This window comes from Tatumella sp. JGM94, assembly GCF_018257595.1.
Lineage (GTDB): Bacteria > Pseudomonadota > Gammaproteobacteria > Enterobacterales > Enterobacteriaceae > Tatumella > Tatumella punctata.
In genome coordinates this window covers 147891-172423 of record NZ_JAERJN010000004.1, presented here as the reverse complement: position 1 = coordinate 172423, position 24533 = coordinate 147891, and the positions used below count along the sequence as shown (strand labels likewise).

General features: G+C 51.4%; 21 protein-coding genes. 10 read left to right on the top strand and 11 right to left on the bottom strand.

Annotation, left to right across the window (positions count from 1 at the left end; all coding sequences use genetic code 11):
* Positions 1 to 54: 54 nt before the first annotated feature.
* Positions 55 to 1308, bottom strand: coding sequence for a dicarboxylate/amino acid:cation symporter (locus JK216_RS04765; RefSeq protein WP_212709207.1), 1254 nt, complete (start codon positions 1306 to 1308; stop codon positions 55 to 57).
* Positions 1309 to 1706: 398 nt separating this feature from the next.
* On the opposite strand from JK216_RS04765, the gene JK216_RS04760 reads away from it, so the two are divergent.
* The gene (locus tag JK216_RS04760; RefSeq protein ID WP_212709208.1) at positions 1707 to 2426 is read left to right on the top strand and encodes a dienelactone hydrolase family protein; all 720 of its coding nucleotides are present in this window, start codon (positions 1707 to 1709) and stop codon (positions 2424 to 2426) included.
* 58 nt (positions 2427 to 2484) lie between these two features.
* On the opposite strand, the gene fecA is transcribed toward JK216_RS04760, so the two are convergent.
* From fecA to fecI, 3 genes are all read right to left on the bottom strand, one after another.
* Positions 2485 to 4851, bottom strand: coding sequence for a TonB-dependent Fe(3+) dicitrate receptor FecA (fecA, locus tag JK216_RS04755; protein ID WP_212709209.1), 2367 nt, complete (start codon positions 4849 to 4851; stop codon positions 2485 to 2487).
* Between the two features lie 93 nt (positions 4852 to 4944).
* Complete coding sequence (gene fecR / locus JK216_RS04750; RefSeq protein ID WP_212711402.1) at positions 4945 to 5904, bottom strand: ferric citrate uptake sigma factor regulator FecR; 960 nt, start codon at positions 5902 to 5904, stop codon at positions 4945 to 4947.
* Positions 5904 to 6425, bottom strand: a complete 522-nt coding sequence (gene fecI / locus JK216_RS04745) for a ferric citrate uptake sigma factor FecI (protein WP_212709222.1) — start codon at positions 6423 to 6425, stop codon at positions 5904 to 5906. Before fecI ends, fecR begins: the two co-directional genes overlap by 1 nt.
* Before the next feature lie 186 nt (positions 6426 to 6611).
* Between fecI and JK216_RS04740 the strand changes: the two genes are divergently transcribed.
* Together JK216_RS04740 and JK216_RS04735 are read left to right on the top strand one after the other, a co-directional pair.
* On the top strand, positions 6612 to 7358 hold the full coding sequence (locus JK216_RS04740; RefSeq protein WP_212711401.1) for a 5'-nucleotidase, lipoprotein e(P4) family: 747 nt from the start codon (positions 6612 to 6614) through the stop codon (positions 7356 to 7358).
* 137 nt (positions 7359 to 7495) lie between these two features.
* Positions 7496 to 8737, top strand: coding sequence for a cytosine permease (locus tag JK216_RS04735; protein ID WP_212711400.1), 1242 nt, complete (start codon positions 7496 to 7498; stop codon positions 8735 to 8737).
* A gap of 47 nt (positions 8738 to 8784) precedes the next feature.
* On the opposite strand, the gene JK216_RS04730 is transcribed toward JK216_RS04735, so the two are convergent.
* The 3 genes from JK216_RS04730 to JK216_RS04720 are packed head-to-tail and all read right to left on the bottom strand — an operon-like array spanning position 8785 to position 12054.
* The gene (locus JK216_RS04730; protein ID WP_212711399.1) at positions 8785 to 9486 is read right to left on the bottom strand and encodes a hypothetical protein; all 702 of its coding nucleotides are present in this window, start codon (positions 9484 to 9486) and stop codon (positions 8785 to 8787) included.
* 39 nt (positions 9487 to 9525) lie between these two features.
* A complete protein-coding gene (locus JK216_RS04725; RefSeq protein WP_212709214.1) occupies positions 9526 to 10686 on the bottom strand; it encodes a beta-propeller fold lactonase family protein in 1161 nt (386 codons plus the stop codon).
* A 48-nt stretch (positions 10687 to 10734) separates the two neighbouring features.
* On the bottom strand, positions 10735 to 12054 hold the full coding sequence (locus JK216_RS04720; protein ID WP_212711398.1) for an MFS transporter: 1320 nt from the start codon (positions 12052 to 12054) through the stop codon (positions 10735 to 10737).
* Between the two features lie 268 nt (positions 12055 to 12322).
* On the opposite strand from JK216_RS04720, the gene JK216_RS04715 reads away from it, so the two are divergent.
* Positions 12323 to 13348, top strand: a complete 1026-nt coding sequence (locus JK216_RS04715; RefSeq protein WP_343877266.1) for a LacI family DNA-binding transcriptional regulator — start codon at positions 12323 to 12325, stop codon at positions 13346 to 13348.
* Positions 13349 to 13380: 32 nt separating this feature from the next.
* On the opposite strand, the gene JK216_RS04710 is transcribed toward JK216_RS04715, so the two are convergent.
* Positions 13381 to 14631: an alpha-hydroxy acid oxidase gene (locus JK216_RS04710; protein ID WP_212711397.1), complete on the bottom strand. Its 1251-nt coding sequence runs from the start codon at positions 14629 to 14631 to the stop codon at positions 13381 to 13383.
* 237 nt (positions 14632 to 14868) lie between these two features.
* On the opposite strand from JK216_RS04710, the gene JK216_RS04705 reads away from it, so the two are divergent.
* The 5 genes from JK216_RS04705 to JK216_RS04685 all read left to right on the top strand — a co-directional run bounded on the left by JK216_RS04705 (position 14869) and on the right by JK216_RS04685 (position 19729).
* Positions 14869 to 15525, top strand: a complete 657-nt coding sequence (locus JK216_RS04705) for an aspartate/glutamate racemase family protein (protein ID WP_212709217.1) — start codon at positions 14869 to 14871, stop codon at positions 15523 to 15525.
* A gap of 65 nt (positions 15526 to 15590) precedes the next feature.
* Entirely contained in the window at positions 15591 to 16037 is a 447-nt protein-coding gene (locus JK216_RS04700) for a DUF441 domain-containing protein (protein WP_212710970.1), read from the top strand.
* Positions 16038 to 16177: 140 nt separating this feature from the next.
* Positions 16178 to 17575, top strand: coding sequence for a c-type cytochrome (locus tag JK216_RS04695; protein WP_343877260.1), 1398 nt, complete (start codon positions 16178 to 16180; stop codon positions 17573 to 17575).
* A complete protein-coding gene (locus JK216_RS04690) occupies positions 17562 to 18092 on the top strand; it encodes a sugar dehydrogenase complex small subunit (RefSeq protein ID WP_212710972.1) in 531 nt (176 codons plus the stop codon). Before JK216_RS04695 ends, JK216_RS04690 begins: the two co-directional genes overlap by 14 nt.
* A complete protein-coding gene (locus tag JK216_RS04685; RefSeq protein ID WP_212707285.1) occupies positions 18089 to 19729 on the top strand; it encodes a GMC family oxidoreductase in 1641 nt (546 codons plus the stop codon). Before JK216_RS04690 ends, JK216_RS04685 begins: the two co-directional genes overlap by 4 nt.
* Positions 19730 to 19779: 50 nt before the next feature.
* On the opposite strand, the gene JK216_RS04680 is transcribed toward JK216_RS04685, so the two are convergent.
* The 3 genes from JK216_RS04680 to yihA all read right to left on the bottom strand — a co-directional run bounded on the left by JK216_RS04680 (position 19780) and on the right by yihA (position 23341).
* The gene (locus JK216_RS04680; protein WP_212707286.1) at positions 19780 to 20364 is read right to left on the bottom strand and encodes an NUDIX domain-containing protein; all 585 of its coding nucleotides are present in this window, start codon (positions 20362 to 20364) and stop codon (positions 19780 to 19782) included.
* A 165-nt stretch (positions 20365 to 20529) separates the two neighbouring features.
* A complete protein-coding gene (locus JK216_RS04675; RefSeq protein WP_249212998.1) occupies positions 20530 to 21834 on the bottom strand; it encodes a carbohydrate porin in 1305 nt (434 codons plus the stop codon).
* An 874-nt stretch (positions 21835 to 22708) separates the two neighbouring features.
* On the bottom strand, positions 22709 to 23341 hold the full coding sequence (gene yihA / locus JK216_RS04670) for a ribosome biogenesis GTP-binding protein YihA/YsxC (RefSeq protein WP_212707288.1): 633 nt from the start codon (positions 23339 to 23341) through the stop codon (positions 22709 to 22711).
* A 498-nt stretch (positions 23342 to 23839) separates the two neighbouring features.
* Here yihA and yihI point away from each other — a divergent pair, with 498 nt between their 5' ends.
* Positions 23840 to 24352, top strand: coding sequence for a Der GTPase-activating protein YihI (yihI, locus tag JK216_RS04665; RefSeq protein ID WP_212707420.1), 513 nt, complete (start codon positions 23840 to 23842; stop codon positions 24350 to 24352).
* Positions 24353 to 24533 lie beyond the last annotated feature (181 nt).

Below are 24533 nucleotides of genomic sequence, written 5' to 3'. Positions count from 1 at the left end.
GGGGCTGATTCCGGTTAACCGCCTTCCGCTGGCAGCTGACCGGAACCGGGGCGGTTATTTACCGCCCAGCACTTTTTGCATCTGTTGTTCGTCGAGTTCACCGACCCGTTTGGCAACAAACAGGGTAGCAACACCGTTCCCGACCAGATTGGTCAGTGCCCGGGCTTCTGACATAAAGCGGTCGATACCGAGGATCAGTGCCAGACCGGTGACCGGCAGGGTACCGACTGCCGACAGGGTTGCGGCCAGCACAATAAAGCCACTGCCGGTGACGCCTGCGGCACCTTTGGAAGAGAGTAATAACACCACCAGCAGGGTGATTTGATGAACAATATCCATCTGGCTGTTAGTAGCCTGGGCAATAAATACGGCAGCCATCGTCAGATAGATAGAGGTACCGTCGAGGTTAAAAGAGTAGCCGGTCGGGATCACTAATCCGACCACGGATTTCTTACAGCCGGCTTCTTCCATTTTTTTCAGCATCCGTGGCAGAACAGATTCTGATGAGGAGGTACCGAGTACAATCAGTAATTCTTCTTTGATGTAGCCGATAAATTTAAAGATATTGAACCCGATATAGCGTGAAATCAGTCCCAGCACGATCACCACAAACAGAATGCAGGTCAGATAGAAACAGACAATCAGCTGGCCCAGCTGTAACAGGGAACCTACCCCGTACTTACCGATAGTAAATGCCATTGCGCCAAAAGCACCGATCGGGGCCAGACGCATGATCATATTAATAATGCCGAAAATAACCTGTGAAAAGTTATCAATCACATTAAAAATCAGGGTTCCGGTTTTACCCAGGCGATGCAGGGCGAAGCCAAACAGGATAGCGAACAGCAGAACCTGCAGGATATTTCCGCTGGCGAAGGCACCGATAACGCTGTTCGGGATAATATCCATAATAAACGACACAATACCCTGCTGCTTCGCCTGGTCGGCATAGGTGGTAATGGCAGACGCATCCAGGCTGGCCGGGTTAATATTCATTCCGGCACCAGGCTGAGCAATATTTACCACAATAAGGCCGATAATCAGTGCCAGGGTGCTGACAATCTCAAAGTACAGCAGAGCAATGGCACCGGTACGCCCCACCGCTTTCATGCTCTCCATTCCGGCGATCCCCGTCACCACGGTGCAGAAAATAACCGGCGCGATAATCATTTTTATCAGCTTAATAAAACCGTCCCCGAGCGGTTTCATCTGGGTGGCAATATCCGGATAAAAATGTCCCAGAAACACACCGATAGCGATGGCAATGAGTACCTGGATGTAGAGGCTGTGGAACAGCGTTTTTTTCATAATGATTCCAGTCAGATAAATATTACGATTATTTTTATAGTTTCAGTCAACTACCTGCTAAAAAGTAACAGCATGTTAATTAAAATCAAATAACATCACAGAGTTGAATGGGGAATTGACGTTTTTATGAACTGACTCGCTTCAGTGAGCCGATAATATTCAGTTATTTAGAGATTATCATTCTTCCGCTTAGCAGTATCAGGCTAAAAATAGCCGGAAATAACGGGTCACAGATGAATGAACACTGTGTGCCATGTTACTAAAAACGGGTTGAAGCGTGATAAACACCCTTTAAGCTGGCAGCCGTCACCCGGGGCGGTGATTTACCGGTTATCCTCCGGTATGTATTATTTTTATTTTATCAACGTTGATTTCTGTTTATCAGATCAGGAGAAACCATGAGCCAGTTCCAATCGAAAAAAATTATTTATCGTTCAGGCAGTACTGAACTGGAAGGCGTTCTGGTATTTGATGCCAGCCTTACCGCACCGGCAGCCGGTTTAGTGATGGCACCGAACTGGATGGGGGTGACTGAGGCATCGGTCAGTCTGGCAGAAAAAGCCGCAGCCCGTGGTTATGTGGTACTGATTGCTGATCTTTACGGTAAAGGAGTACGCCCTGGTTCGGCAGAAGAAGCCGGTACGGTCATGATGTCAGTAAAAAACACGGATGAAGAAGTCGGTCGTATGGCCGCGGCTATGCAGGCATTAACGTCTCAGACCGATGCGCCGGTGACTGCCGATAAAGTGGCCGTGTTTGGTTTTTGTTTTGGCGGACATTGTGCGCTGGAACTGGCCCGCAGTGGTGCGTCGCTAAAGGCCGCAATTTCTTTTCACGGCGGACTTGATACCTGTGGCAGCTATGATGCTAAAAACATTAAAGGTTCAGTTCTGGTGCTGGATGGTGCGGGGGATCCGCTGGTGCCACGGGAACAGTTACCGGCATTTGCTCAGGAAATGACCACCGCCAGCGTCGACTGGAAACTGCACAGCTATAAAGGTGCAGTGCATTCGTTTACTGATGTACAGGCTAACGTTAAAGGCGTTGCTGAATATAATGCAGATGTCAGTGCCCGTGCTTTTGCGGCAATGTTTGGTTTATTAGACGAAGTCTTCTGATACCCGGTGTATTACCGGTAACCCCCCTCTGGCATAACGATGCCAGAGGGGGGAAAGGTTACATTTTTATCGATGCCTGCATATAGAAGGTCCGTGGCTGACCGGCATACAGCCCTTTATTATTATCATCGTAAGAACGAATATAGTAAGGCTGATCAAACATATTCTTCACTCCCACGCCGACTTTCAGGTGTGAATACTGCGGACCAAAGTCGTAACCCACCCTTGCGCCCCACAACATATAACCGGCAATTCGGCCGGTACTGCCGTCAGCACTGGCCGCGACGGTATTGGCATTGTCTGCATACTGCCGTGACTGATATTCCCCGTTCAGAGTAAATGACCACTGGCCGGGTGTGTAATCAATACCGACCACGCCTTTATGTTTCGGTGAAAAAGGCACCTGATTACCGTAAGTACTGCCGTGCTCGAGGATCACGGCATTCACATAGGCATAGCTGGCATAAACAGCGATATCTTCCAGTCGCGGAGACAAGGCGGACAAATCATAACGGGCGCTGGTTTCCAGGCCGCTGTGGCGGGTTTTGCCACGGGCAGTGACCGAATCATCCGTCTGATTTGAGTCATACTGATTATTAAAGTTGATCAGGAAAATACCGGCTTCTGCATTAAGATATCCGTCATCGTAACGGGTTCCGGCCTCCCAGGTTCTGGCTTTTTCCGGCTCAATACTGCCGCTGCTGACAGCTTTACCGATTTGGCTGTACTGGACAGTACCAAACGACCCTTCTGTATTGGCATACAGATTCCAGCTGTCTGTCAGATGATAAAGCACGCTGAGCGCCGGCAGAGGAGCATTGTAGCTGATCTTCTGGCGGGTATTTTTTAGCGTATTATTCTGATAAGACTCAATATGCTCAAAACGGATACCCGGTGTAAAAGTCCAGTTGCCGATATCGATCCGGTTATCGGCATAGAATGCATGGGCTTCGGTCCCTGAGCGGGTATCCCTGTCATACGGGCTGGATGCAGAGGGCAGTATGCCCTGAGCAACCGGAGTGTAATAGCGCATTTCATGGCTGGACTCACTGATATAACGGTAGCCCACACTGACTTCCTGCGCCGAAGAACCCAGCAGGAAACTCTGGCTGTAACGGGGTTCTATGCCGCGAACCCAGTATTCCCGCGGGGAGAGTGTAATTTTGCTGCCCTGTTGCAGATAGCCGCTGCGCAGGGTGTGAGTGAAGAAGCCTTGCAGCGTAAATTTATGCTGCATATCGGGCTGGTATTGGTAGCCGACACCGGCCAGTTCTCTGCGTCCCCAGAACTGGTCATAAGGGCGGGTTGATTGCCAGCGATTGGCCTGATAATCCGCCTGGTTCAGGCCGCCGGGCATATCGGCACGGCCATCATAATATTGCAGCAGGCTGGTGAAGGTATTTACCCCGTCAGGCGCATAACGGCTTTTGAGCATAACATCGTCAATGCGGGTTGCACTATGTTCACGCCAGTCGCTGCCGCGGGTACCTGAATAGAGCAGGGCACTGCCAAATCCGTTATCTGCGGTGCCGCCCACCATCAGGTGATGAGTTTCTTTCGGGCTGTTCTGTGACGATGACGGGCTCAGCATCCCTTCGGTTCCCGCGTCAATACCAAAATCTTTCGGTATTGCACGGGTAACGTAGTTAACCACGCCGCCGACATTTTGTGGTCCGTAACGTACCGCACCACCATCGCGAACCACGTCAACCGCATCCATATTCCCCAGAGATACAGGGGCCAGTGACAGCTGTGGCTGCCCGTACGGGGCAAAAGGAACCGGGATCCCATCCATCAGAATGGTCGAGCGGGTTGCCAGCCGCGGGTTTAATCCGCGGATACCAAAATTCATCGCCAGGTCATCACTGCCGGTACCGTTATTTTCCGGTGCATTGACCCCGGGGATACGGTTCATTACTTCACGCAGTGTGGTGGCACCTGTTTTGGCAAAGTCTGCACGGCGGATAACATCCCTGGCCCCGGGGTGTTCAAAGACATCATTTTCACGGGCATCGCCCAGCCAGTCGCCGACCACTGTCATGGAGGTTTCTGCGGTGGTGGTGTCAGGGAGCGGAACCAGGGTCCAGCTGTCGGGCCCGAGGGCTTTTGCCTGTAACTGACTGTCGCGAAGTAATGCCTGTAAGGCATTGATTGCCGTATAATCTCCCTGCAGCCCCTGGCTTTGCTTACCGCGCGTCAGGCTGGCATCAATGGATAATGTGATTCCGCTTTGTGCGGCATACTGGTTCAGAACGTTATCCAGGGTTCCTGCCGGTAACTGATAGTGGCGGATGGCCGGGGGTGTCTCTGCATAACTGCCGGCGCTGAAAATACCTGTCCCTGTCAGCAGACAAATGCGCAGCCACAGAGCCAGAGAATGTGACTGCCTGGTACGGTTCCCGGAAGTGGTATCTGAAGTTTTCATGCTATCTCCGTCATTATTTTTATATCGTCACTGATGGAGTCGAATGAAAAACTAAAAAGGACAACAATAAATACGAATTTTTATGAGAATTATTCAGTTTATTGCACTTATAACGATAATGTATTTTGTAATATATTGAATTTTAACCGGAAGGGCAGAGGCGATGGCTTTAAGCGCGGCATCTGTATTAAACGCCGGAAAAGTACCGCTTAACCTCAGGTCTGCTGCTGATGCGGTACAATGTAATAATCCGGAATGATAGCCGGATAAGGCGGTGATAACACGACTCAGCGGCTGGTCACTGAAACTGATCATACCTTTGACCCAGTCATTGTCATGCGGGTCCGCAGGCCGGAGAGCAGAAAACCCGTCACGCTGAATCAGTAAACTTTCCCCCTGCTGAACCCGTTGCCGTTGGCGGGGATCTTTCTGTAATACGGCTTCTACGGCATGTTCACTGACGCTCAGCACAACGCCATTATCGCGCTGTTGTACCGAAAAGCGTGTGCCGAGTGCGGTCAGTAATGCTGGCCGGGTCAGTACCCGAAATGGCCGGCCAGCCGGGTCTTTACCGGTGCTGATGGCAATATCACCATATAACAATTCAACCAGCCGCTGCTGACGATCAAAGCGGACATTGGCGGCACTGTCGCTATTCAGAGCAAACAGGGTGCCGTCGGTCAGGGACTGCTGAAGCATCTGACCTTTAGCCGTGTGATAATCGGCCCGCATAGCTTCTGCCAGTTCAGAATGCCATAACGGCCAGCCGGCAGTGGCTGCACCGGCCAGCATGACAATCCCTTTCAGTACCGAACGCCGTGTTGCCGGGGGATCCTGCAGTAAGCAGCCGGCGGTATGGGCCGGAATGATGTTCAGTTGCTGGCGCAGGGATTCAACCTGTTGCCAGGCCCATTGATTATCCGCATGACCTGAATACCACTGTTGCCACTTTGCCGTTTGTTGTGCTGTGACCTGCGGATCATTTAATTGTGCGTACCAGTATGACGCTGAACGCAGGGCTGTTTTTCGGGCATCAGAAAGGGATGTCTGCATTACAGGCCATGCTCCAGTCTGAAGATCAGACAATGCTCTGTCGCTTTCGCGATATATTTTTTGACGGCGCTGACAGAAACCCCCAGCCGTAAGGCGATATCGCGATACTGTAATCCTTCCAGTTGTGATAACAGAAAAGCCCGGCGTGCTTTGTCACTCAGGGTATCCAGCATCTGATCCAGCAGTTGCAGGGTTTGCAACTGTATCTGCCGGCATTCCGCGGAAGGAAGCTGGTCATCGGGTAAGTTAGCCAGCATGTCGAGATAGTTTTTTTCCAGCGCCTGGCGACGGAACAGATCCACCATGACGCGTTTTGCAACGGTACACAGAAACGAACGCGGGTCACGAATAGTGTCGCGCTGCCGGGAACCCAGAATCCGGACAAAGGTATCCTGTGCAATATCTTCTGCGTCAAAAACCGAGTGCATTTTTCGGGTCAGCCATAACGTCAGCCAGCCATAATGTGTATGGTAGAGTGTATCAACGGTCAGGCCGGACGGTGGTATGGCAGAATCGGTCATCACAATAAACATCGCAGCTAAATATCAGACGGCATATTAATATGCGAATAGTTATCATTTCAATGATATTACCGAAGTTTCTTACTCCCGGACAAGCCTGGCCACGCGGGTACTGATGATCATAAAAGTGTCATCTCTGGTACCTACTATGTCTGCCATCTTTCACTGAGAGCGAATCCGAACCCGATGAAAAACCTGTTAAAAGCACTGCCGCTGATCGTATTACCGCTGGTCACTGTAACGTCTTATGCGGCAGAAGCACCTGCCCTGTATACCCCGAAAGCGTATGAAATGGCGCTGCGTTATCAGCAAAAATCGGCAGAGATAATGGCTCTGCAGTTACAAACCTATAAATTTGCCCGTCAGGATTTCCTGCAGAAAGCCGCGCACTTAGCGTCTCCGGAAAAAGCAGCGGTGGTGATGGATCTCGATGAAACTGTGCTGGATAATTCGCCGCTGCTGGTCAGAGATATGGAAAATTGTCATGACTATACCCGGTGGGATACCTGGGATGCGTGGGAGAAATCAGGGCACCCGGGCCTGATTCCGGGGGCGAAGGAATTTTTGCAGACAGTCAGCGATAAAAAAGTCCGTATTTTTTATGTCTCGGACCGCTCTCAGGCAAATAAAAATCAGACCCTCGCGACCCTGAGGGCCTTAGGTCTGCCTCAGGTCTCTGATGATAGTGTGCAGCTGGACACTGCCTCTAAACAGGTGCGCAGAGAGGCCATCCGTCAGCATTACCAGATCATTATGCTGTTCGGGGACAGTCTGCCGGACTTTTCTGCACAATTTAAAAATAAAAAAACCACCGAACAGCAACGTCAGCTAGTGCGTGATAATGAAGCACATTTCGCTGATGACTGGATCATACTGCCTAATGCGGCCTATGGTTCGTGGTCACAGGCTTCCCTGAATGCCTGGAAACAGTAAGCTGCATTATTTTTGTGCACTGTGGCGGGATATTGATCAAACCCGCCAGCGACGAGCACTGAAAACAGGCCCTCAGACACCTGGCGTAACTTTTGCATCATTCCTTACAGGCTTCTTTCTGTAAGGTAATTGATATCGTGTCTGAATCATCCGGTGAGTATGAACACGAGGCAGTCCCTGCGGCTGCCCGCAAAAGTCTGTTTTCTGTCGCAGTCGTGTGGGCCGGTTTCCCGATGGTGATGGTGGGTGCTTTTGTCGGAGCACAAATTGTCACCAGTCTCGGCTTTATCCGCGGTATGCAGGCGATCATCACCGGCAATATTATACTTGCAGTGTATGTTGCCTGCCTGAGTGCTCTGGCGGCAAAGCAGGGGAAAACCTTTGCCTTAAGTTGCCGGGAAATCTTCAGTCCTGTGGGGGCGAAACTGATTGCGGTATTTCTTTCCGGGCTGGTGGTCGGCTGGTTTGCAGTGCAGACCGGGCTGGCAGGCCACGGACTGAATAGTCTGCTCGGATGGCCTTCAGGCTGGTCAGTGGTGGCGGCAGGTGCAGTATTTACGCTGCTGTCAATGGCCGGTATGCAAATGCTGAAACCGGTCAGTATTATCTCTATCGTGCTGTTTATTATTACCGGTGCTGTGAGTGTGGGACTTAATTTCCGGCACCATAGCTGGCAGCAGGTGCTGGACTATACTCCGCCTTCCGGCCATAGCCTGGCTCTGGGTATTGGCGTTACGATGGCTATTTCGGTGTTTGTTGACTCGGGAACGCTGACCGCAGATTTTACCCGCTGGTCAAAAACACCTTTCCAGGCGGTTATTGCGTCTCTGGCAGCTTTTCCTGTGGCGAATATCCTGCCGATGTTACTGGGCGGGGTGGTTGCCGCCACCGGTGAGGCGACTGATGGTGATTTTGCCCATTTACTGGCCCGGTCCGGTTCCTTATTTGCGGTATTTGCCGCAGTATTCTTCGTGATTAACTGTGCTTCGGTCGCGACGCATGGCTTATATAATGCCGCCTCTGGCTGGAGTTCGGTGATCCCACTGAGTTTCCGCCAATTAGTTGTCCTTTTAGGGATCACGGGGACTGGCCTGGCACTGGCCGGGATCAGTAACTGGCTGGTGAACTGGTTAAGTTTACTGGGTATTGTGGTGCCGGGGATCGGTGGCGCGATCATTGGCTGGATGATTGCCGGACAGGGACGTTATGCGCCGGGTTGCTTGCTCAGTAGCTGGCTGTTTTCTGTTATCTGCAGTACGGTGTGTTATCTGAAAGCAGCGCAATATTCTGTCGCGATGGTTTCTATTCTGTCCGCCGTTCTGTTCTGCGTGTGTGCCTTAGGAGTTCACACCCGCACAGCCCGTCAGCGTAGTTTCTGAGGCCGACAGCACCGGTCCCGCTTTCCGGGAACGGTGCTGTCGGGAGATCAGCGAAGCTCGTAATCATTAAATATCATCGTGCTGTCGCCTCCATCGGTCATCCCGGTCTCTCCCGGATAAGTCAGAAACGCATCCCCCTTATGTACCCATAACTCTCTGTCATGATTAGGTTTTCCTGGTTCACTGATCAGAACACGTCCTTCGGTGAAGAACACCCGAACCCCCGGTCCGTGTTGCCGGTAAGGCGTGGTACTCTCTCCCGGCTGCAGGGTGACTTTCCAGCCCCTGACCGTTGGTTTATCCAGGACCTGGCTGAATTGCGGTAGAGCGGGGCGGCGTGCTTCAGCAAAATGCAACGGGCCGTGCTGGCGGATTTCAAACGCCACCTGCTGGTTGACTGTCTGACCGGTATTGGTGACTTTATCAATATCCTGTTTTCCCTGATGAGCACCAAACTTCACGTTACCACTTGCCATTACGCTGCTGACCGGCGGCTTATCGGGATAAGCAATCGTGACCGGACTGCCATCAATGTGGGTATTCACATAATCAAGGTGTTGCTGGTGGAAAAGGGTGGAGACCCCCGGCGGGATCATCACCCGCATCACCGTGAGATACTGATTTTCCAGGATCACATGGTGCAGAGGTTCGAGGTGAGTCGGGACGACTTTTTCTGCCGCCTGACTGATTAGCGGCATACTTAAGGTGGCAAGCAGCAGACCCGGCAGGCATCGCGTTTTTTTCGGCATCTTAACACCCTCATGAATAATCACTTTTAATACCGTTGGTTAACCTTCTACCACTGTGACCCAGTTGGCACCTTCAGCGGACGGATAACGCGAGAGCAGTGTCAGTTCACCGGAGTGCTGATCAATGTGGTACAGAGAAAAGTGGTCAGACTGCAGGCCGGTTTCAATCAGGAAACGGCCACTGTTATCAATGGCAAAACCGCGCGGGAGTTTTTCGGTATGAATACTGCGGATTAAATGCAGGCTTCCGTCCCGCGGGGAGACTGAGAACGCTGTCAGCAGGCTATTGGTGCGTTCAGTGGAGTAGAGGAACTTCCCGTCAGGAGTCATATGGATATCGGCCTGCCAGATGCGTGGTTTCGGGGTATCGGGCAGGTCAAAATCGCCGGTCAGTGGCCTGGCTTCGCCTTTCTGCATCGTGGCGGCGATTTCCGGTGCAATAGAAGGCGTGGCTTCCTGTGGTGTCACGGTACCATCCCTGTTCAGTTTCAGCTTCTGAATATTACCGGCCATCTCTGTGAGCAGATAAATATAATGGTTACCGTCGTCCGCCGGCCGGGGGGCAAAGATAAAGTGACGCGGACCGGTGGCAGCTTCATGCTGAATATTGACGGCGGGTGGTGTTGCCGGAGTGACTTTGCCGCTGTACGGATCAAAACGATATTGTAAGAACTGGTCAGCACCCAGCAGTGATACATATAAAAACTGGTTCGTCGGGTCAGTCTGAATACAGTGAGCGCGTTTACCCGTATGGACAATCTGTACCGGAGGTGCTTCGGGCTGTCCTTTGTCATTGATGCGATTTACCGTAAACAGGTCCCCGCCGTACGAAGCTGATAACAGGTAATGCCCGCTGCGATCCAGTGATATATAGGCCATGCTGTCCTGCAGAGGCGTTTCGCCGGCAGGTGTCAGTGTTCCGTTATCCGCAATGTGCCAGCTCATTACCCGATAAGGCTTGCTGCGGATAGCTGCGTACAGAGTTTTTTTATCGGGTGATACCACGGATGACATCACTTGTTTTGCCGCAGGATAGGTAGCGACAGGCTGCATCGTCTGACTGTGCTTATCCAGCGCCCAGGCAGAGATTGTCCCGCTTGCGGCATTGGAAATATAGACAAAGGTCTGTGGTGTTGCGGCGGCACTGGCAGCCACAGAACATAAGCCGACCAGGGCCGCAGTGAATAATATCTTTTTCATTCGGAACCTCATTGATGGGGTAAATGGCGTGATCCGCTGACAACAATATCAGTAAGTACTTCCCGGCCGGGCAACAGGCTGGGGGGACTGCGGGTCTCCGCCACCGAGATCCAGTGGCTCAACTTTGCCCATAATGAACATAAAAGTGATGGCACCAAACAGACAGATACCACCCGCCACCACCAGCGGAACCACAAAAGAACCATGGCTGATACTCAGCATCACCCCCGTAAAGGAGGCGGTCACAATCCCCGCGAGGTTACCGGCAAAGTTCTGGATCCCGCCCAGTGTGGCGACATAACCGGAGCCCGGAGCCACGTCAGCTGGCAGAGTCCAGATATTAGCGGCGGTAAAGGCCAGTCCGGCGTAGGTCAGGGAAAATAACGTCAGGATCAGGGTGATGCTTGAGGTGAATGCGGCAAAGGCGATCACCGAAGAGAGTAGCATACCGGCAATTAAACAGGTCTTACGGGCAGCCGTCAGGCTGAAGCCTTTATTATATAACCAGTCAGAAGTCAGCCCGCCCAGCAGACTGCCGGGGATCCCCATCAGCGCAGGGATAGCACCGAGGGTACCCAGTTCTTTCAGGGAGAAGCCCTGTGACATTGTCAGGTAAGTGGGAAACCAGGTGACGAAGAAATAGGTGGCAAAGTTCATACAAAAGAAGCCAATCATCATGCCCCACACGGTACGATGGCGGAACAGTGTCCTGAGTTTTATTTTTTCATCGGGGCTGGAAATGACCATCTTACGGTCTTCGAGCAAATTCTGGCGTTCTGTTTCATCCAGTCCCTGTTTTTCTTCGGGGTCACGATAAAACATCAGCCAGATAACGACCCAGACTAATCCCAGCGCCCCGGTAACCACAAAAGAGGTTTCCCAGTCCCGGGCACTGATCAGCCAGGCGACCAGAGGCAATGCCAGCGCACTGCCTGCCCGCGGACCGGCATCAAAGATACCACTGGCGGTGGCCCGCTCTTTTTTGGCAAACCAGCAGGCGACAACCTTAGCACAACCGGGATTACCGCCGGATTCACCGACCCCCAGTAACAACCGGGAAATAAAAAGTGAAGTAAAACCGCGGCCAAAGGCGGTGAATACGGTGAAAAGTGACCACCAGCCGACGGCGACCGCCAGGCCGATACGGGTACCCAGCCGGTCAATAATGCGCCCGGCAGGAATTTGCATCAGTGCGTAGGTCCAGAAAAAGGCACCGAGGATCAGCCCCATCGAGGTATCATCCAGCCCGAGATCTTTTTTGATATGCGGTGCCGCAATCGCCAGATTTATCCGGTCGATATAGTTGATTGCGATGGCAAAAAAGCAGAAAAGTATCATCATCCAGCGTATTTTTGGGTACTTGCGCATGAGATTTTCCTTTACAATTATCACCCGTCAGTTATGTCTGCTCTGGTGTGACTTGTTATATGCAGGGTAGGCAGAGAGATGATTTGGCATCATCAGTTTGTTAATGAATGGTAAATTTTGTATCTCTGTTATATTTAATTAACCCAACTCATTAACATTACGTAAAGTAAGCGATTACAAATACCAGTCAAGGTCAAAGTAAGCGCTTTCATTGCACTGGCCGGTTTCTGTATAAAATTTGTGGAGAGCATCACTTTTTAGGAGATGGATGATGGCTGATAAAATCACCCCGGCACGAGTTTCTCTGGAAGATGTCGCCCGGTTGTCCGGTGTATCAACGGCGACCGTCTCCCGGGTACTTAATGGCAGTGCTATTGTCCGGGAGTCAAGAAAAACAGCGGTCGAAAAGGCCTGTAAAGAGCTGGGCTATGTGATTAATCGCGCCGCCAGAACGCTGGCTTCACGTAAAAGTATGACCATCGGGGCGGTGGTCCCGACCCTGGCAATTGAAACCTTCTCCCGGCCGATTGATGCTTTCCAGAAAATTATTCATCAGCAGGGCTATACCCTGCTGCTGGCAAACTCAGATTTCGATATGGATACTGAGCTGAATGAAGTTAATAAATTGCTGGAATATGGTGTTGATGCACTGATGCTGGTGGGGCATACCCACCACCCGCAGCTATGGAAGCGCCTGCAACAGCACCCGATCCCCTGTATTCAGACCTTTTCTATCGATCCGCAGCGACCGGCAGTGGGTTATGACAGTATTCTGGCCTCACAGCAATTGCTGCAACACCTTCTGGCGCTGAAACACCGGCATTTTGCGGTGATATTCGGCAGTCCGCCGTCAAATGATCGCCTGTCAGAGCGGCTGGAAGGGATCCGTCAGGGGCTGCAGCATGCCGGTTTATCTCTGGCTGCAGAGAATTGTATCGAAAATGCTTTCACGATGAATGATGCCCGCCAGGCAATGTTCCGTCTGCTGGACGGACCACAGCCACCGACGGCGGTGATTTGCGGTAATGATTTACTGGCATTTGGCGCAATGCGTGCAGCAAAAGAACGGTATTTACGTATTCCGAATGATATCTCGATCACCGGATTTAATGATTACGAATTCGCTGAGCATCTGGAGCATCCGTTAACCACCATGCGGGTGGATTTGGCAGGTATAGGCCGTTTAGCTGCCAGTTACCTGCTGGCCACCCTGAACGGTCATCCTGCAGAGTCCCTGTCCTGTGTTACCCCGCAGCTGATTATTCGCGGCAGTACCGGTTCGGCTCCGCAATAGTCGGCTGGTCAGAAAACCGGCCTGCAGGCCGGTTACAGGTCCTTATCAAACCAGGGACCGCGACGCAGATAACTTTTATTCAGCGCCGCCGGGGTTGTTACGCCCACCAGCGCCATATCCCGGTCAATTTCATCTCTCAGGATATGCATGGCATGTTCGATGCCGGCTGTCGCTCCGACAACACTGGCATACAGAAACGGGCGTCCCAGAAATACGAAGTCAGCACCCAGCGCCATTGCTTTCAGTACATCCGTACCACGGCGGATCCCGCTGTCAATAATGACTTTCATTGTCCCTTTACCGGCAGCTATTTCCGGCAGGGTATGCAGCGGCGGCACCGTATAGTCCAGTTGCCGGCCGCCGTGATTAGACAGGATCACCGCATCGGCGCCACAGTCACGGGCGATAAAGGCATCGGCCGGGGTCATCAGGCCCTTAATTACCAGGTTACCTTTCCAGCGGCGGCGTATAGCTTCAACATGTGTCCAGTTCAGTTTGTCCCTGGCGTGGGTGTTACGTACTTTGTTCGACATCATCGGCGGGCCGCGCTCAGCATCTGTGTTTTCAAAATGCGGAGCCCCGTGACGCAAATAGGTTTTTGCCACTGTCCCCAGCAGCCAGCGGGGGCTGGTCGCACTCTGCCACATCACTTTGGGAGTGATCCGGATCGGCATACTGAAACCGCTGCGCGTATTGTGTTCACGGTTACCAAGCATAGGGGTATCTCCGGTAACCACCAGTGTCTGGTAACCCGCCTGTTCCACCCGCCCGATCAGCCGGTCAATCCGCGGCTGATCACCTGCCAGATAGGCCTGAAACCAGGCATCCGGATTTTCTGCAATCACATCTTCCAGCCGGATAAGGGATGATGCACTGAGGATCATCGGGACATCCATAAGTCTGGCGGCCCGCGCCAGATGCATATCTGCCCGGTAAGAAACAAAAGATGCCCCGCCCAGCGGGGCGATACCAAAGGGATGCCGCCAGTGCTTACCGAACAACCCGGTACTCTGGTCTCTTCCTGAAATATCACGGAACATCCGTGGAAGAAAAGCATATTGCTGATAGGCCTCAAAATTCCCGCTAATCCCGCGGCCGGTTTCGACACCGCCTGCGACATACTGATAAATCATCTCTGGCAGGCGTTTTCTGGCATGACGTTCAAAATCGTCGAGCGCCAGTAAATCGCGAAACTGATGCGCAACGGTGTTTGCCGGGCGGGACTGGCTCACAGGCGTTGCTGACGATTTTTCCCGGGGGGCGGGAGTAAGAGATACGGTCATGAAGTAGTCATCCTTAGGGCCGATAACAGACCGGCGCTGATGTTGAATGTAAGCGATTACAAAAATACCAGTAACACTCTGTGCTGCCGGAATGTAAATTAACATCCTGTTCATATTTTTTTGTGACACCCGTCACCATAATAACTTTTTTGTAAGCCATTACATTTGATATCTGCAGTAGAATCTCCAGTGAAATGAGCAGATTTTTTTCTGATTCACCCTGACCCGGAGGACCGGATGACACAACGGATAGCCTTACTGCATGCCACTCCTGTAGCAATGGCGCCTGTTCACCGTGCTTTTGAACAGCGATGGCCTGAGGCATTACTGGTTAATTTACTTGATGACAGCCTGACGACTGACCGTGCCAAAGAAAAAGCACTCTCTGCTTCATTATGTGATAGGTTTGTTAAATTCGGTCACTATGCATATGCTTCCGGTGCGTCGGCGATATTAGTCACCTGTTCGGCCTTTGGCCCGGCGATAGAACTGCTGGCCGAACAGCTGCCAGTTCCGGTACTTAAACCGAATGAAGCCATGTTTGCCGAAGCGTTAAATGCCGGAAAACGTATTGGTATGCTGGCAACCTTTGCCCCCGCAGTTGTCACTATGGAAGCAGAATTTGCGGACTATGCCAGACAACAAAACAGTGATGCCACCCTGAAAACCCTGGTGGTGGAGGATGCAATAGATCTGTTACGCCGCGGCAATGCGCACCAGCATAATCAGCTGGTGGCTGACAGGGCCCCGGAACTGGCCGACTGTGATGTCATTATGCTGGCGCATTTTTCCACCTCCGGGGCATTAACGGCGGTGCAGGAAAAAGTCAGCACTCCGGTGCTGACGGCTCCCCATGCTGCAGTACAGGCTTTAAAACAACGAATATCAGGCTGATTTTTCTCTGATTGTGTCGGACAGATCGATAACAGGGTGGAGGACAGTGATGGCGGGAAAACACCATGAATAGTTTACTTCCCTGCCTGTTGTTGCTGCTGATCGGAGCACTGGGCATGATTGGCCACAATATGGCGGTGGTTTATGCAGCAGTAATTCTGCTGGTCATCAGGATCACTCCGCTGGCCCGCTTTTTTCCGTTTATCGAAACTCAGGGTGTGAATATCGGCATTATTATTCTGACGGTGGGTGTAATAGCCCCGCTGGCTAATGGCGATATGACACTGCGGGCCCTGGTCCGTACCCTGGCTGACTGGAAATCTGTCGCTGCAATTGTGATTGGTATTTTCGTGTCCTGGCTTGGCGGGCGGGGGGTTTCTTTTCTGTCCCTGCAACCGGGCATTGTTGGCGGTTTACTGGTTGGCACAATTATCGGTGTGGCTTTTTTTAAAGGTGTTCCGGTTGGCCCGCTGATTGCGGCAGGGCTGGTCTCGTTACTGTTTTTTAAATAATAACTCAAAAATCCAGTTAATTTTATTAGATAACAATACCTTAAATTTTTTTAATTTTCTGTTTGTGGTGTCCGGCAGTGTGCGGAAACCCCGGGCAGGTGTGGTGATAAATAACTGAAGCAATGAGCAGGAGTATAAAAGTGAGACCAACCAGTCTGGCTTTAATTATCGGGCTCTCGGTGTTTTCGGGGGCAGGGGTGCAGGCCGCTGACCATCCTCCGGCATCGTCGATAATTGAGCAGGGAAAATATTTATCCGTGGCCGCTGATTGCGGAGCCTGCCATAACTCACCCCATGACGGAGCACCGATGGCCGGAGGCTATGCGATTGCCTCGCCGATGGGGAACATTATTGCCAGTAATATTACCCCTTCAGTAACCGACGGGATCGGCCATTATACGGAAGCCCAGTTTGCCAGGGCGGTGCGTCAGGGGATTAACGCCCGCGGTGACCACCTCTATCCGGCAATGCCCTATACCGCCTACAGTAAACTGACGAATAGTGATATTCATGCGCTGTATCAGTACTTTATGCATGATGTTCCTGCGGTGAATATTGCCGTACCGGCAACAAAACTGCCTTTCCCGTTTTCCATCCGCAGCAGTATGGCCATATGGAATATGCTGTTTGCCGGTGGCCAGCCTTTTACACCGGACAGCCGGCAATCAGCACAGCTGAATCGCGGTAATTATCTGGTCAACGGGCTGGCGCACTGTGATGCCTGCCATACACCACGTAACTTCCTGATGGGGCAGAAAAATGATCAGGCCTTATCCGGCGGACAGGTGGGCAGCTGGTATGCGCCGAATATCACCTCTGATAAGACCGCCGGTATCGGCAGCTGGACCGATGACGAACTGGTTCAGTATCTGAAAACCGGACATGTCGCGGGTAAAGCACAGGCCGCCGGGCCAATGGCGGAAGCTATTGAAAACAGCCTGCAGTATCTGAGTGATGAGGATTTACGGGCGATAGTTCTCTGGCTGCGTCAGGTGCCGCCTTCCACGGCAACTGCTCTCACGTCTCGCTTTACTCAGGGGGCAGCTTCTGACAGTGAAGCGGCACTGCGTGCTACTGAGCATCCGGATGCCGGGTGGCAGATATTCAGCAACAGCTGTGCTAACTGTCACCAGGCGAATGGTGAAGGCAGCCAGTTTTACCCGTCGTTATTTCATAACAGTGCGACCGGAGCGGCACAGCCGGACAACCTGGTTGCCACCATATTGTTCGGTGTCCGCCGTCATACGGGTGATCAGTATGTGGCAATGCCTGCCTTTGGCCCCGCCGCCTCTTTTGCCGACCGGCTGACTGATCAGCAGATCGCTGCGGTGGCCAATTACGTTCTGAAAAATTACGGTAACGCGGCACTGACAGTCACTGCTGACCAGGTGAAAACCCTGCGTGAAGGCGGCCCAACACCGGCGATTGCTTACCTGTCTCATCCGGCGATACTGACGGCGGGGGCCGTTATTCTGGTGCTGATTCTGCTGCTGATCGTGAGTGCATTACGCAGAAGGGGGAAACATGTCCGTAAATAATCATCCATCGGCTATCTCCCGCCGCCGCCTGCTACAGGGAATGGGGATTTTGTCGGTGGCGGGGTTGTGTGGTTCGTTATTTCCTGCGGTACGCGCTGCCGCGGCTGAGTTACATGACAGCGGATTTATTCCGCTGTCCGAATTTCTGGTTAACCGCCGGGTAAACCCGCTACTGGCTGCGCGTTATTACGATGCGCTACATCGCCATGATGATCAGTTTCCCCGGAAGCTGGCACTGTTGCAGCAGGATATCCGGCCGGGAAAATACCGGAATATTGACCCGTTTTTGCAGCATAATCCCGTCGGGTCGGATCTGCGGCAGGCGGCAGCGCAGATCATTTCTGCCTGGTATACCGGGGTGGTCGGAAGTAACGACAAACCGGAGCTTATCGCGTATGCAGAAGCGATGATGTATCTGCCTGCCCGCGGCATTCTTGTGGTGCCAACCTATGGCAGTGGCCCGCTTTCCTGGGCCGCTGTTGATAATAAACCCGCATACCAGGGGCCGGCCGTATGAGTCAGAATAAAAAAGATGCAGATGTCATTATTATTGGTTCCGGTGTGATGGGAGGGCTGCTGGCGACGCAGCTGTCTGGTGCCGGAAAATCGGTGATTATTGTTGAAGCCGGTCCGCGGGTGACCCGCCAGCAGATTGTCGACCGGTTCCGGAATTCGCCGTTTAAAATGTCTCTGACCAATATGAAGCTGCAGGGGGTCGGGTCGCCGTATCCCGATTTGCCTTATGTCCCATCGACTTACGGAGACTACTTACAGCAGATGGGGCCGGTAAAATACCCGACTAAATATCTGCGGGTGGTGGGCGGCACCACCTGGCATTTTGGCTCGGCATTATGGCGGATGATCCCGAACGATTTTAAATTACAGAGCCTGTATGGTCACGGCCGGGACTGGCCACTCGACTATGATGAACTGGAACCGTGGTATTGTGCAGCCGAATATGCACTGGGTGTTTCCGGGGTCGACGGGCAGGATGAAAGTGGCCATGGCGGGCATGCCTGGCCACCGCGTTCCAGGCCTTTCCCGATGCCAGGTCTGCCAACCAGTTATATGTTTGACCGGCTGAGTGAGCTATTAGGTAAGGGCGGCTATCACCCGGTACTGGAGCCTAATGGCCGGGCAACCCGGCCGTGGGGCAACCGCCCGGTATGTGCCGGGAACAACAACTGTAATCCGGTCTGTCCGATCGGGGCCAAATATGACGGGTCTATGCATATTGACCAGGCGGAACGGCTGGGGGCAACCCTGCTGGATAACTCGGTGGTCTATAAAATAGAGGCCGATGAGCAGGGCAGAATTACCCGTATCTGGTATAAAAAACCCGATGCTTCTGAGCATTCTCTGAGCGCAGACCTGTTTATTGTGGCAGCTTATGGCATTGAATCGCCTAAATTATTACTGATGTCGACCTCAGAAAAATACCCCAATGGTATTGCTAACTCTTCCGATCAGGTGGGGCGTAATCTGATGGGGCATACGGGTATCAGTATGAACTTTATGATGGCAGAGGATGTGTGGCCGGGTCAGGGGCCGACTGAGCTGCTGGTCTACCTGAACCATCGGGATGGCGAGTTCAGGAAAAAATTCCCGAGTTACAAAATCAAAGTCCGTAATACCGTACCGACGGCTGATTATGCCTCAGAGTTGCTCAGTAAAGGCGTACTGGGGAGTGAACTGGATGAACAGCTACGTACCCTGTCAGCCCGCTCGCTGAACTTTGCGATAGATTTTGAGACACTGCCACTGGCGCAAAACCGGGTGGTCCCGAGTAAGAGCAAAACGGATGCCATCGGTATCCCGTTACCTGAAATATCCTACAGTGTTACGGATTACTGGCAGGCGGGTAAGGAAGAAGGACTGAAAGACTTTGCCAATTTTGCACAGTTACTTGGCGGGAAGATACTGAAAATTGATACGGGTTATCAGGACCGTCAGCACATAATGGGCACCACTATTATGGGCGATGACCCGGCAACTTCGGTGGTTAATGCCGATTGCCGGACGCATGACCACCCGAATCTCTATATTGCCGGGACCAGTGTTATGCCTTCAGCATCCTGTATGAACCCGACCCTGACCGGGGCCGCGTTAACCTTACGGCTGGCTGATCATTTGCTGAAAACAGTGCTGGTGTAACCGCGGGCTTTCTGACTGCCGGCAATGATTCTTCCGGCAGTCAGAAGTAGTTACATCAGTTTGTTCAGGGCCGCATATTGCAGCAGCATAATTGTTTTAGCGTCATTAATTGACCCGCACTGCATTGCGGCTAATGCGTCGCTGAAAGACATTTCCAGCACTTCAAGGTCTTCGCCTTCCTCAGGCAGTCCGCCTCCGTCACTGACCTGATCTCCGGGATGATATTCCGCGATAAACAGGTGTAATTTTTCGGTGACCGATCCCGGGCTCATCCATGCTTCAAACACTTTTTCGATATTGTTGATCCGGTAGCCGGTTTCTTCTTCGGCTTCTTTACGGACCCGCTCTTCGGGATGTTCACCTTCCAGCAGTCCTGCCGCGACTTCAATTAACATACCATCGCTGCCGTTGATAAAGGCCGGAAGCCTGAACTGCCGGGTCAGGATCACGGATTTCCGCTGACGGTTATATAACAGCAGCGCTGCACCGTCACCGTGATCGTAAGCTTCGCGATGTAACCGCTGCCAGGAACCATCATGACGTTGAAAATCAAAAGTATATTTTTTCAGTAAGTACCAGTCATCAGATAGTGTCTGGGCATCCACTATCCGGACTCTGTGATTGGCTGAGTTCACTACCGGGCCTCCATCGGGTCATTCTGACGTCTGATCATCATGTTTATCGGTCAGCACAACGGCTCTGCCTGATACAACAGGATAGTTTATCGGAAAGTCAGTGTAATGGGGGACGGGAAAATATCATAAGGAAAGGCTGCGCAGGCAGCCTTTCGCGGGGCAGGATCAGAAGTTAATATTCGCGCTCAGACCGCCAACAAAGGCATTTTTCACCCGGCTGACGGCGCCGGGCGCGGTGACGAGCTGCAGATTCGGACGAACCTGTAACCAGCGGGTGGCCTGGACGTTGTAATAGACTTCATAGTCATATTCCGCACCGCTTTGTACCGGCAGATAGGTCGGGCTGTTATAGCTGTTTACACCATAAAAGTGGTTTTCATCGCGTAACATCCGGGTGTAGCTGGAGTTGACATGAATACGCGCCGCACCGACACCAATTTCATCTTCCGGACGGGCATCAAACGGCCCTTTCCAGGTTAACGCAATCGCCTGGTAATTATCTGTTTTAGACGTTTTATGGTCATTCATCACGGCCTGAACCGTCAGGGTAAGGCCACGGTTAACGCTGCCGTGCCAGCTGGTCAGTTGTTGTTGCGCCACCAGATAGCCGCCATAGGCATGTGCCGTATCATGGTAGCCTGCGTTACGCCATGAACCATAGACATTGTCATTGGCTGAAGAGTAGTAATAACCCAGACGGTAATTACCCGGCAGGTTATCTGCGCCCAGTTTCGGGGTCCAGCCGAGTTCCACCGGCACGAGATTACCCACCGTCGGGCTGAATTCCAGGCGGAAGCCATCTCCGCGATCATAGTTATACGGGTTCTGGTTGTAGAAACCGACCTGCATAAATACCTCAGGGGTGATATTCAGTTTAACGCGGCCACCCCACTGTGATACGGGCCAGTTATACCAGTGGTCACCGCGCCAGTTACCTGCCTGGCCATTGCCGAATGCCAGGTTCTGGAACTTACTGTCAATAGTGTCGAAGTCTTCAGCCACGGTCAGACGACCTGCTTTGACATCCAGCATATGATCAAAAAATCCTTTACGTAACCAGAACTGAGTAAGGCGCCACGTCTGTCCGCGGCCATAGACTTCCTGAACGGAAGACAACATACCAGTGCGCGGATCGCCTATCTGGTCTGACAGATTTTTACCGTCACGATTGGTGATGGTCATCTGGAATTCTGCATCATTCCAGTTAAGCAGTTTCTGCAGGTCGAGGTTAACGCCAAAACCCCATTGGTCACTGTAACGGGCAGTGGTTGCCGTGTGATAGCCACCTGCCAGATTAGATGCCGATTCCATGGTGTAGTTGACCTGGAAATCCACACCTTCCTGCTTCAGTTGCGAGCGGGTTCCGCCCCAGTCACCAAACATCCATGGTGATGCCGCACTGAAGGCATCAGCGGCAGAACTGATTGCCGGATAAGCCGATGCACCCAGAATAATCAGGCTTAATAGCATGTTTTTTTTCAGGGGGCTGCGCACTGCGTTATATTTGGTCATGATAGTTATTCTTATTAAATATCGGGAGTTTTACTGTATGAGTCAGGCCGTTAATTGTTTTGGAATATCGTGCTGAGAATAATTGAATTATTCAAATTTTAGATATGGTCCACAAAAAATCTGATGACAACAGCCTGCGGGCATAGAGCAGATAACCCCGTACTATAGGATTTTAATAATATTTTTCTGTTCCGGAGCCGCTGTGCAGAGACTGTTTCTGTGCCGGAAACGGGCTGCACTATACAGTAAAAATGACAGTAATAAACAATAAAGTTAATTTATTGTTACTTTTTTTACTGTTTAATGTTTATGAACCTCAGGTGTTTAATTCCCCGAGAAACCGAAAATTTACTCTGTACTGATAAATTTGTGGCTAACGGATTTTTTACCCGATCATTTGAAATAATTCGTTTTTTTTCATTGTGTTATAAATTTACCATTCACACTCATCTATAGATATTGAGTGCTGTCAGCGGGCAAAAAAAAGATAAAGTATTATTTTTTAAAGTTTTTTAATCTGAATTACCGGAAAGTATTGTTTTTATAACAGGCATGCATTAATTCTGAATAGTTACAAGTGTCTTAATGTTTTTTTGTGATTTACCTTGAAATAAAACACCGAAATCACCGAGAAAATGCTTTCTTGGTCTGAAAAAATCAGGTACATTTTCTGATGTAGGGTACAGAGGTAAGATGTTCTATCTTTCAGACCTTTTACTTCACGTAATCGGATTTGGCTGAATATTAGCCGTCCCGTTCACTCAGGTGAACGGGGCGTTTTTTATTGGAATAATTATTGCGGAAATATCCGGATAATACCGTCAGGGAAAGATTAACTTTCTTCAAAACCTTCGGCAGTAATAGAATACGTACTGAACCAGTTATCCAGTTTCTGAGTTAATTTATCGACGCCTAATTTCTTCAGCGAGGAGAATAACTCAATCTGTACATCCCCATCGAATTTCTGGCTCAGTTCGCGTACCAGGTTCAGTTGTTTTTTTCTGGCACCCGATGCCAGCTTATCGGCTTTGGTCAGTAACACCAGTACCGGAATATGGCTGGTGACCGCCCACTGTACCATTTGCTGATCGAGCTCTTTCATCGGATGACGAATATCCATTAAAACCACCAGCCCTTTCAGGGAATCACGTTTTTGCAGATACTCGGCTAAAGCGCGCTGCCATTTGAGTTTCATCTCTTCCGGAACTTCGGCGTAACCATAGCCGGGCAGGTCGACCAGCCGGATGCCGTCGGCAACTTCAAACAGGTTGATTAACTGGGTCCGGCCCGGTGTTTTACTGGTACGTGCCAGCGATTTCTGGTTAGTTAAGGTGTTTAATGCGCTTGATTTTCCGGCATTTGAACGTCCGGCAAAAGCCACTTCCACACCACTGTCGGTGGGTAAGTGGCGGATATCAGGGGCACTGGTAACAAAATGGGTAACGTGATAATTCCATCCAGACAAGGTCGAACTCCGCATCATTAATTCAGGATAATAACCGCAGTATACCTGTTATAGCAGGAAAGTGCCTGTACCCTGAACCGGGTACAGTCGGCAACAGATCGGCGGTTAGCTGTGTCAGTCATTACTGAAATCATCACAGGGATAGGTGAATTTATTTTAAAGATCATCAGGGAAATATGATCTGACAGACAGAATTATAGTTTGCTGATTGCAGAATTTCAGAGATCGACTACATTACTTCTCACTCAGGACGAGACTCAGGGACTTCATCGCTCAGGGAACGGATGACGGGCACAACCTGCCACGGAACAGGCAGCGGGACGAAATACCTCTGATGGATAAGATAAGTATCTTACCCGGACGTGAGATACACAGCTTTCTGTTATGCAGAAAGTCAGAAATGAGCGACAGCGATAGCTGTCGCTTTTTTCTTGTGCTGGTTTCTGCTAGATTTCGCCGCAATTCTATACTAAAGAAAAACAGTTGAGACTGAACACCATGAAACAACCCGCCAAATCCCCCCGGGGTAAGTCCGCCGATAAACGTAAAACACGTGCTGAACTGAATATGGAAGGCCGTGACCGCCAGCGTCAGAAAAAACGTAAAGGTCTGTCATCGGGTAACCGCAGCAACCCTGATGCGCAGCAGAGCGCAGGTAAACGCAGCGGTAAACAAGCCGCTGATCCGCGTCTGGGCAGTAAAACGCCGGTGCCGTTAGTGGCAGCAGGGCCGGTTGCTGCAAAGCCGGCACTCAAACCCCGTGAAGCTGCACCGGCACTGAGTGCCCGTGATGAGCTGGACGCTCTGGAAAATAACCCGCGCCTCGATGCGCTGCTCGACCGGCTGGAAAACGGTGAAAAGCTGGCGACAGACGATCAGGCATGGCTGGACAGTACTCTGGATCGCATCGAAGTATTGATGGAAAAACTGGGTATTGATCTGGACGATGGCAGCGCAGCAGAAGATCCGGAAGCGGAAGAAGATATGTACCGCTTACTTAAGGGCAACTAAGAGTGCTGACCGGACACAGGGCGTTACCTGTGTCCGAACCTGGAATATTTCATTATGTTTTGGCCGGGATCAATTTTTGCGCTGCTGTATGCGTGTTTTATCCTGTTGTTATTGGGTAAACTACGTCGCCTGTCCCGATTGAAATCGCGGTTAGGCCGCAGGCAACTTTCTCCGCTATCCG

Excerpts from the sequence above, each read along its gene's own strand:
- JK216_RS04765 (WP_212709207.1), bottom strand. The coding sequence starts at position 1,308 with ATGAAAAAAACGCTGTTCCACAGCCTCTACATCCAGGTACTCATTGCC.
- JK216_RS04760 (WP_212709208.1), top strand. The coding sequence starts at position 1,707 with ATGAGCCAGTTCCAATCGAAAAAAATTATTTATCGTTCAGGCAGTACT.
- fecA (WP_212709209.1), bottom strand. The coding sequence starts at position 4,851 with ATGAAAACTTCAGATACCACTTCCGGGAACCGTACCAGGCAGTCACAT.
- fecR (WP_212711402.1), bottom strand. The coding sequence starts at position 5,904 with ATGCAGACATCCCTTTCTGATGCCCGAAAAACAGCCCTGCGTTCAGCG.
- fecI (WP_212709222.1), bottom strand. The coding sequence starts at position 6,425 with ATGACCGATTCTGCCATACCACCGTCCGGCCTGACCGTTGATACACTC.
- JK216_RS04740 (WP_212711401.1), top strand. The coding sequence starts at position 6,612 with ATGAAAAACCTGTTAAAAGCACTGCCGCTGATCGTATTACCGCTGGTC.
- JK216_RS04730 (WP_212711399.1), bottom strand. The coding sequence starts at position 9,486 with ATGCCGAAAAAAACGCGATGCCTGCCGGGTCTGCTGCTTGCCACCTTA.
- JK216_RS04725 (WP_212709214.1), bottom strand. The coding sequence starts at position 10,686 with ATGAAAAAGATATTATTCACTGCGGCCCTGGTCGGCTTATGTTCTGTG.
- JK216_RS04720 (WP_212711398.1), bottom strand. The coding sequence starts at position 12,054 with ATGCGCAAGTACCCAAAAATACGCTGGATGATGATACTTTTCTGCTTT.
- JK216_RS04715 (WP_343877266.1), top strand. The coding sequence starts at position 12,323 with ATGATGGCTGATAAAATCACCCCGGCACGAGTTTCTCTGGAAGATGTC.
- JK216_RS04710 (WP_212711397.1), bottom strand. The coding sequence starts at position 14,631 with ATGACCGTATCTCTTACTCCCGCCCCCCGGGAAAAATCGTCAGCAACG.
- JK216_RS04705 (WP_212709217.1), top strand. The coding sequence starts at position 14,869 with ATGACACAACGGATAGCCTTACTGCATGCCACTCCTGTAGCAATGGCG.
- JK216_RS04700 (WP_212710970.1), top strand. The coding sequence starts at position 15,591 with ATGAATAGTTTACTTCCCTGCCTGTTGTTGCTGCTGATCGGAGCACTG.
- JK216_RS04690 (WP_212710972.1), top strand. The coding sequence starts at position 17,562 with ATGTCCGTAAATAATCATCCATCGGCTATCTCCCGCCGCCGCCTGCTA.
- JK216_RS04685 (WP_212707285.1), top strand. The coding sequence starts at position 18,089 with ATGAGTCAGAATAAAAAAGATGCAGATGTCATTATTATTGGTTCCGGT.
- JK216_RS04675 (WP_249212998.1), bottom strand. The coding sequence starts at position 21,834 with ATGCTATTAAGCCTGATTATTCTGGGTGCATCGGCTTATCCGGCAATC.
- yihI (WP_212707420.1), top strand. The coding sequence starts at position 23,840 with ATGAAACAACCCGCCAAATCCCCCCGGGGTAAGTCCGCCGATAAACGT.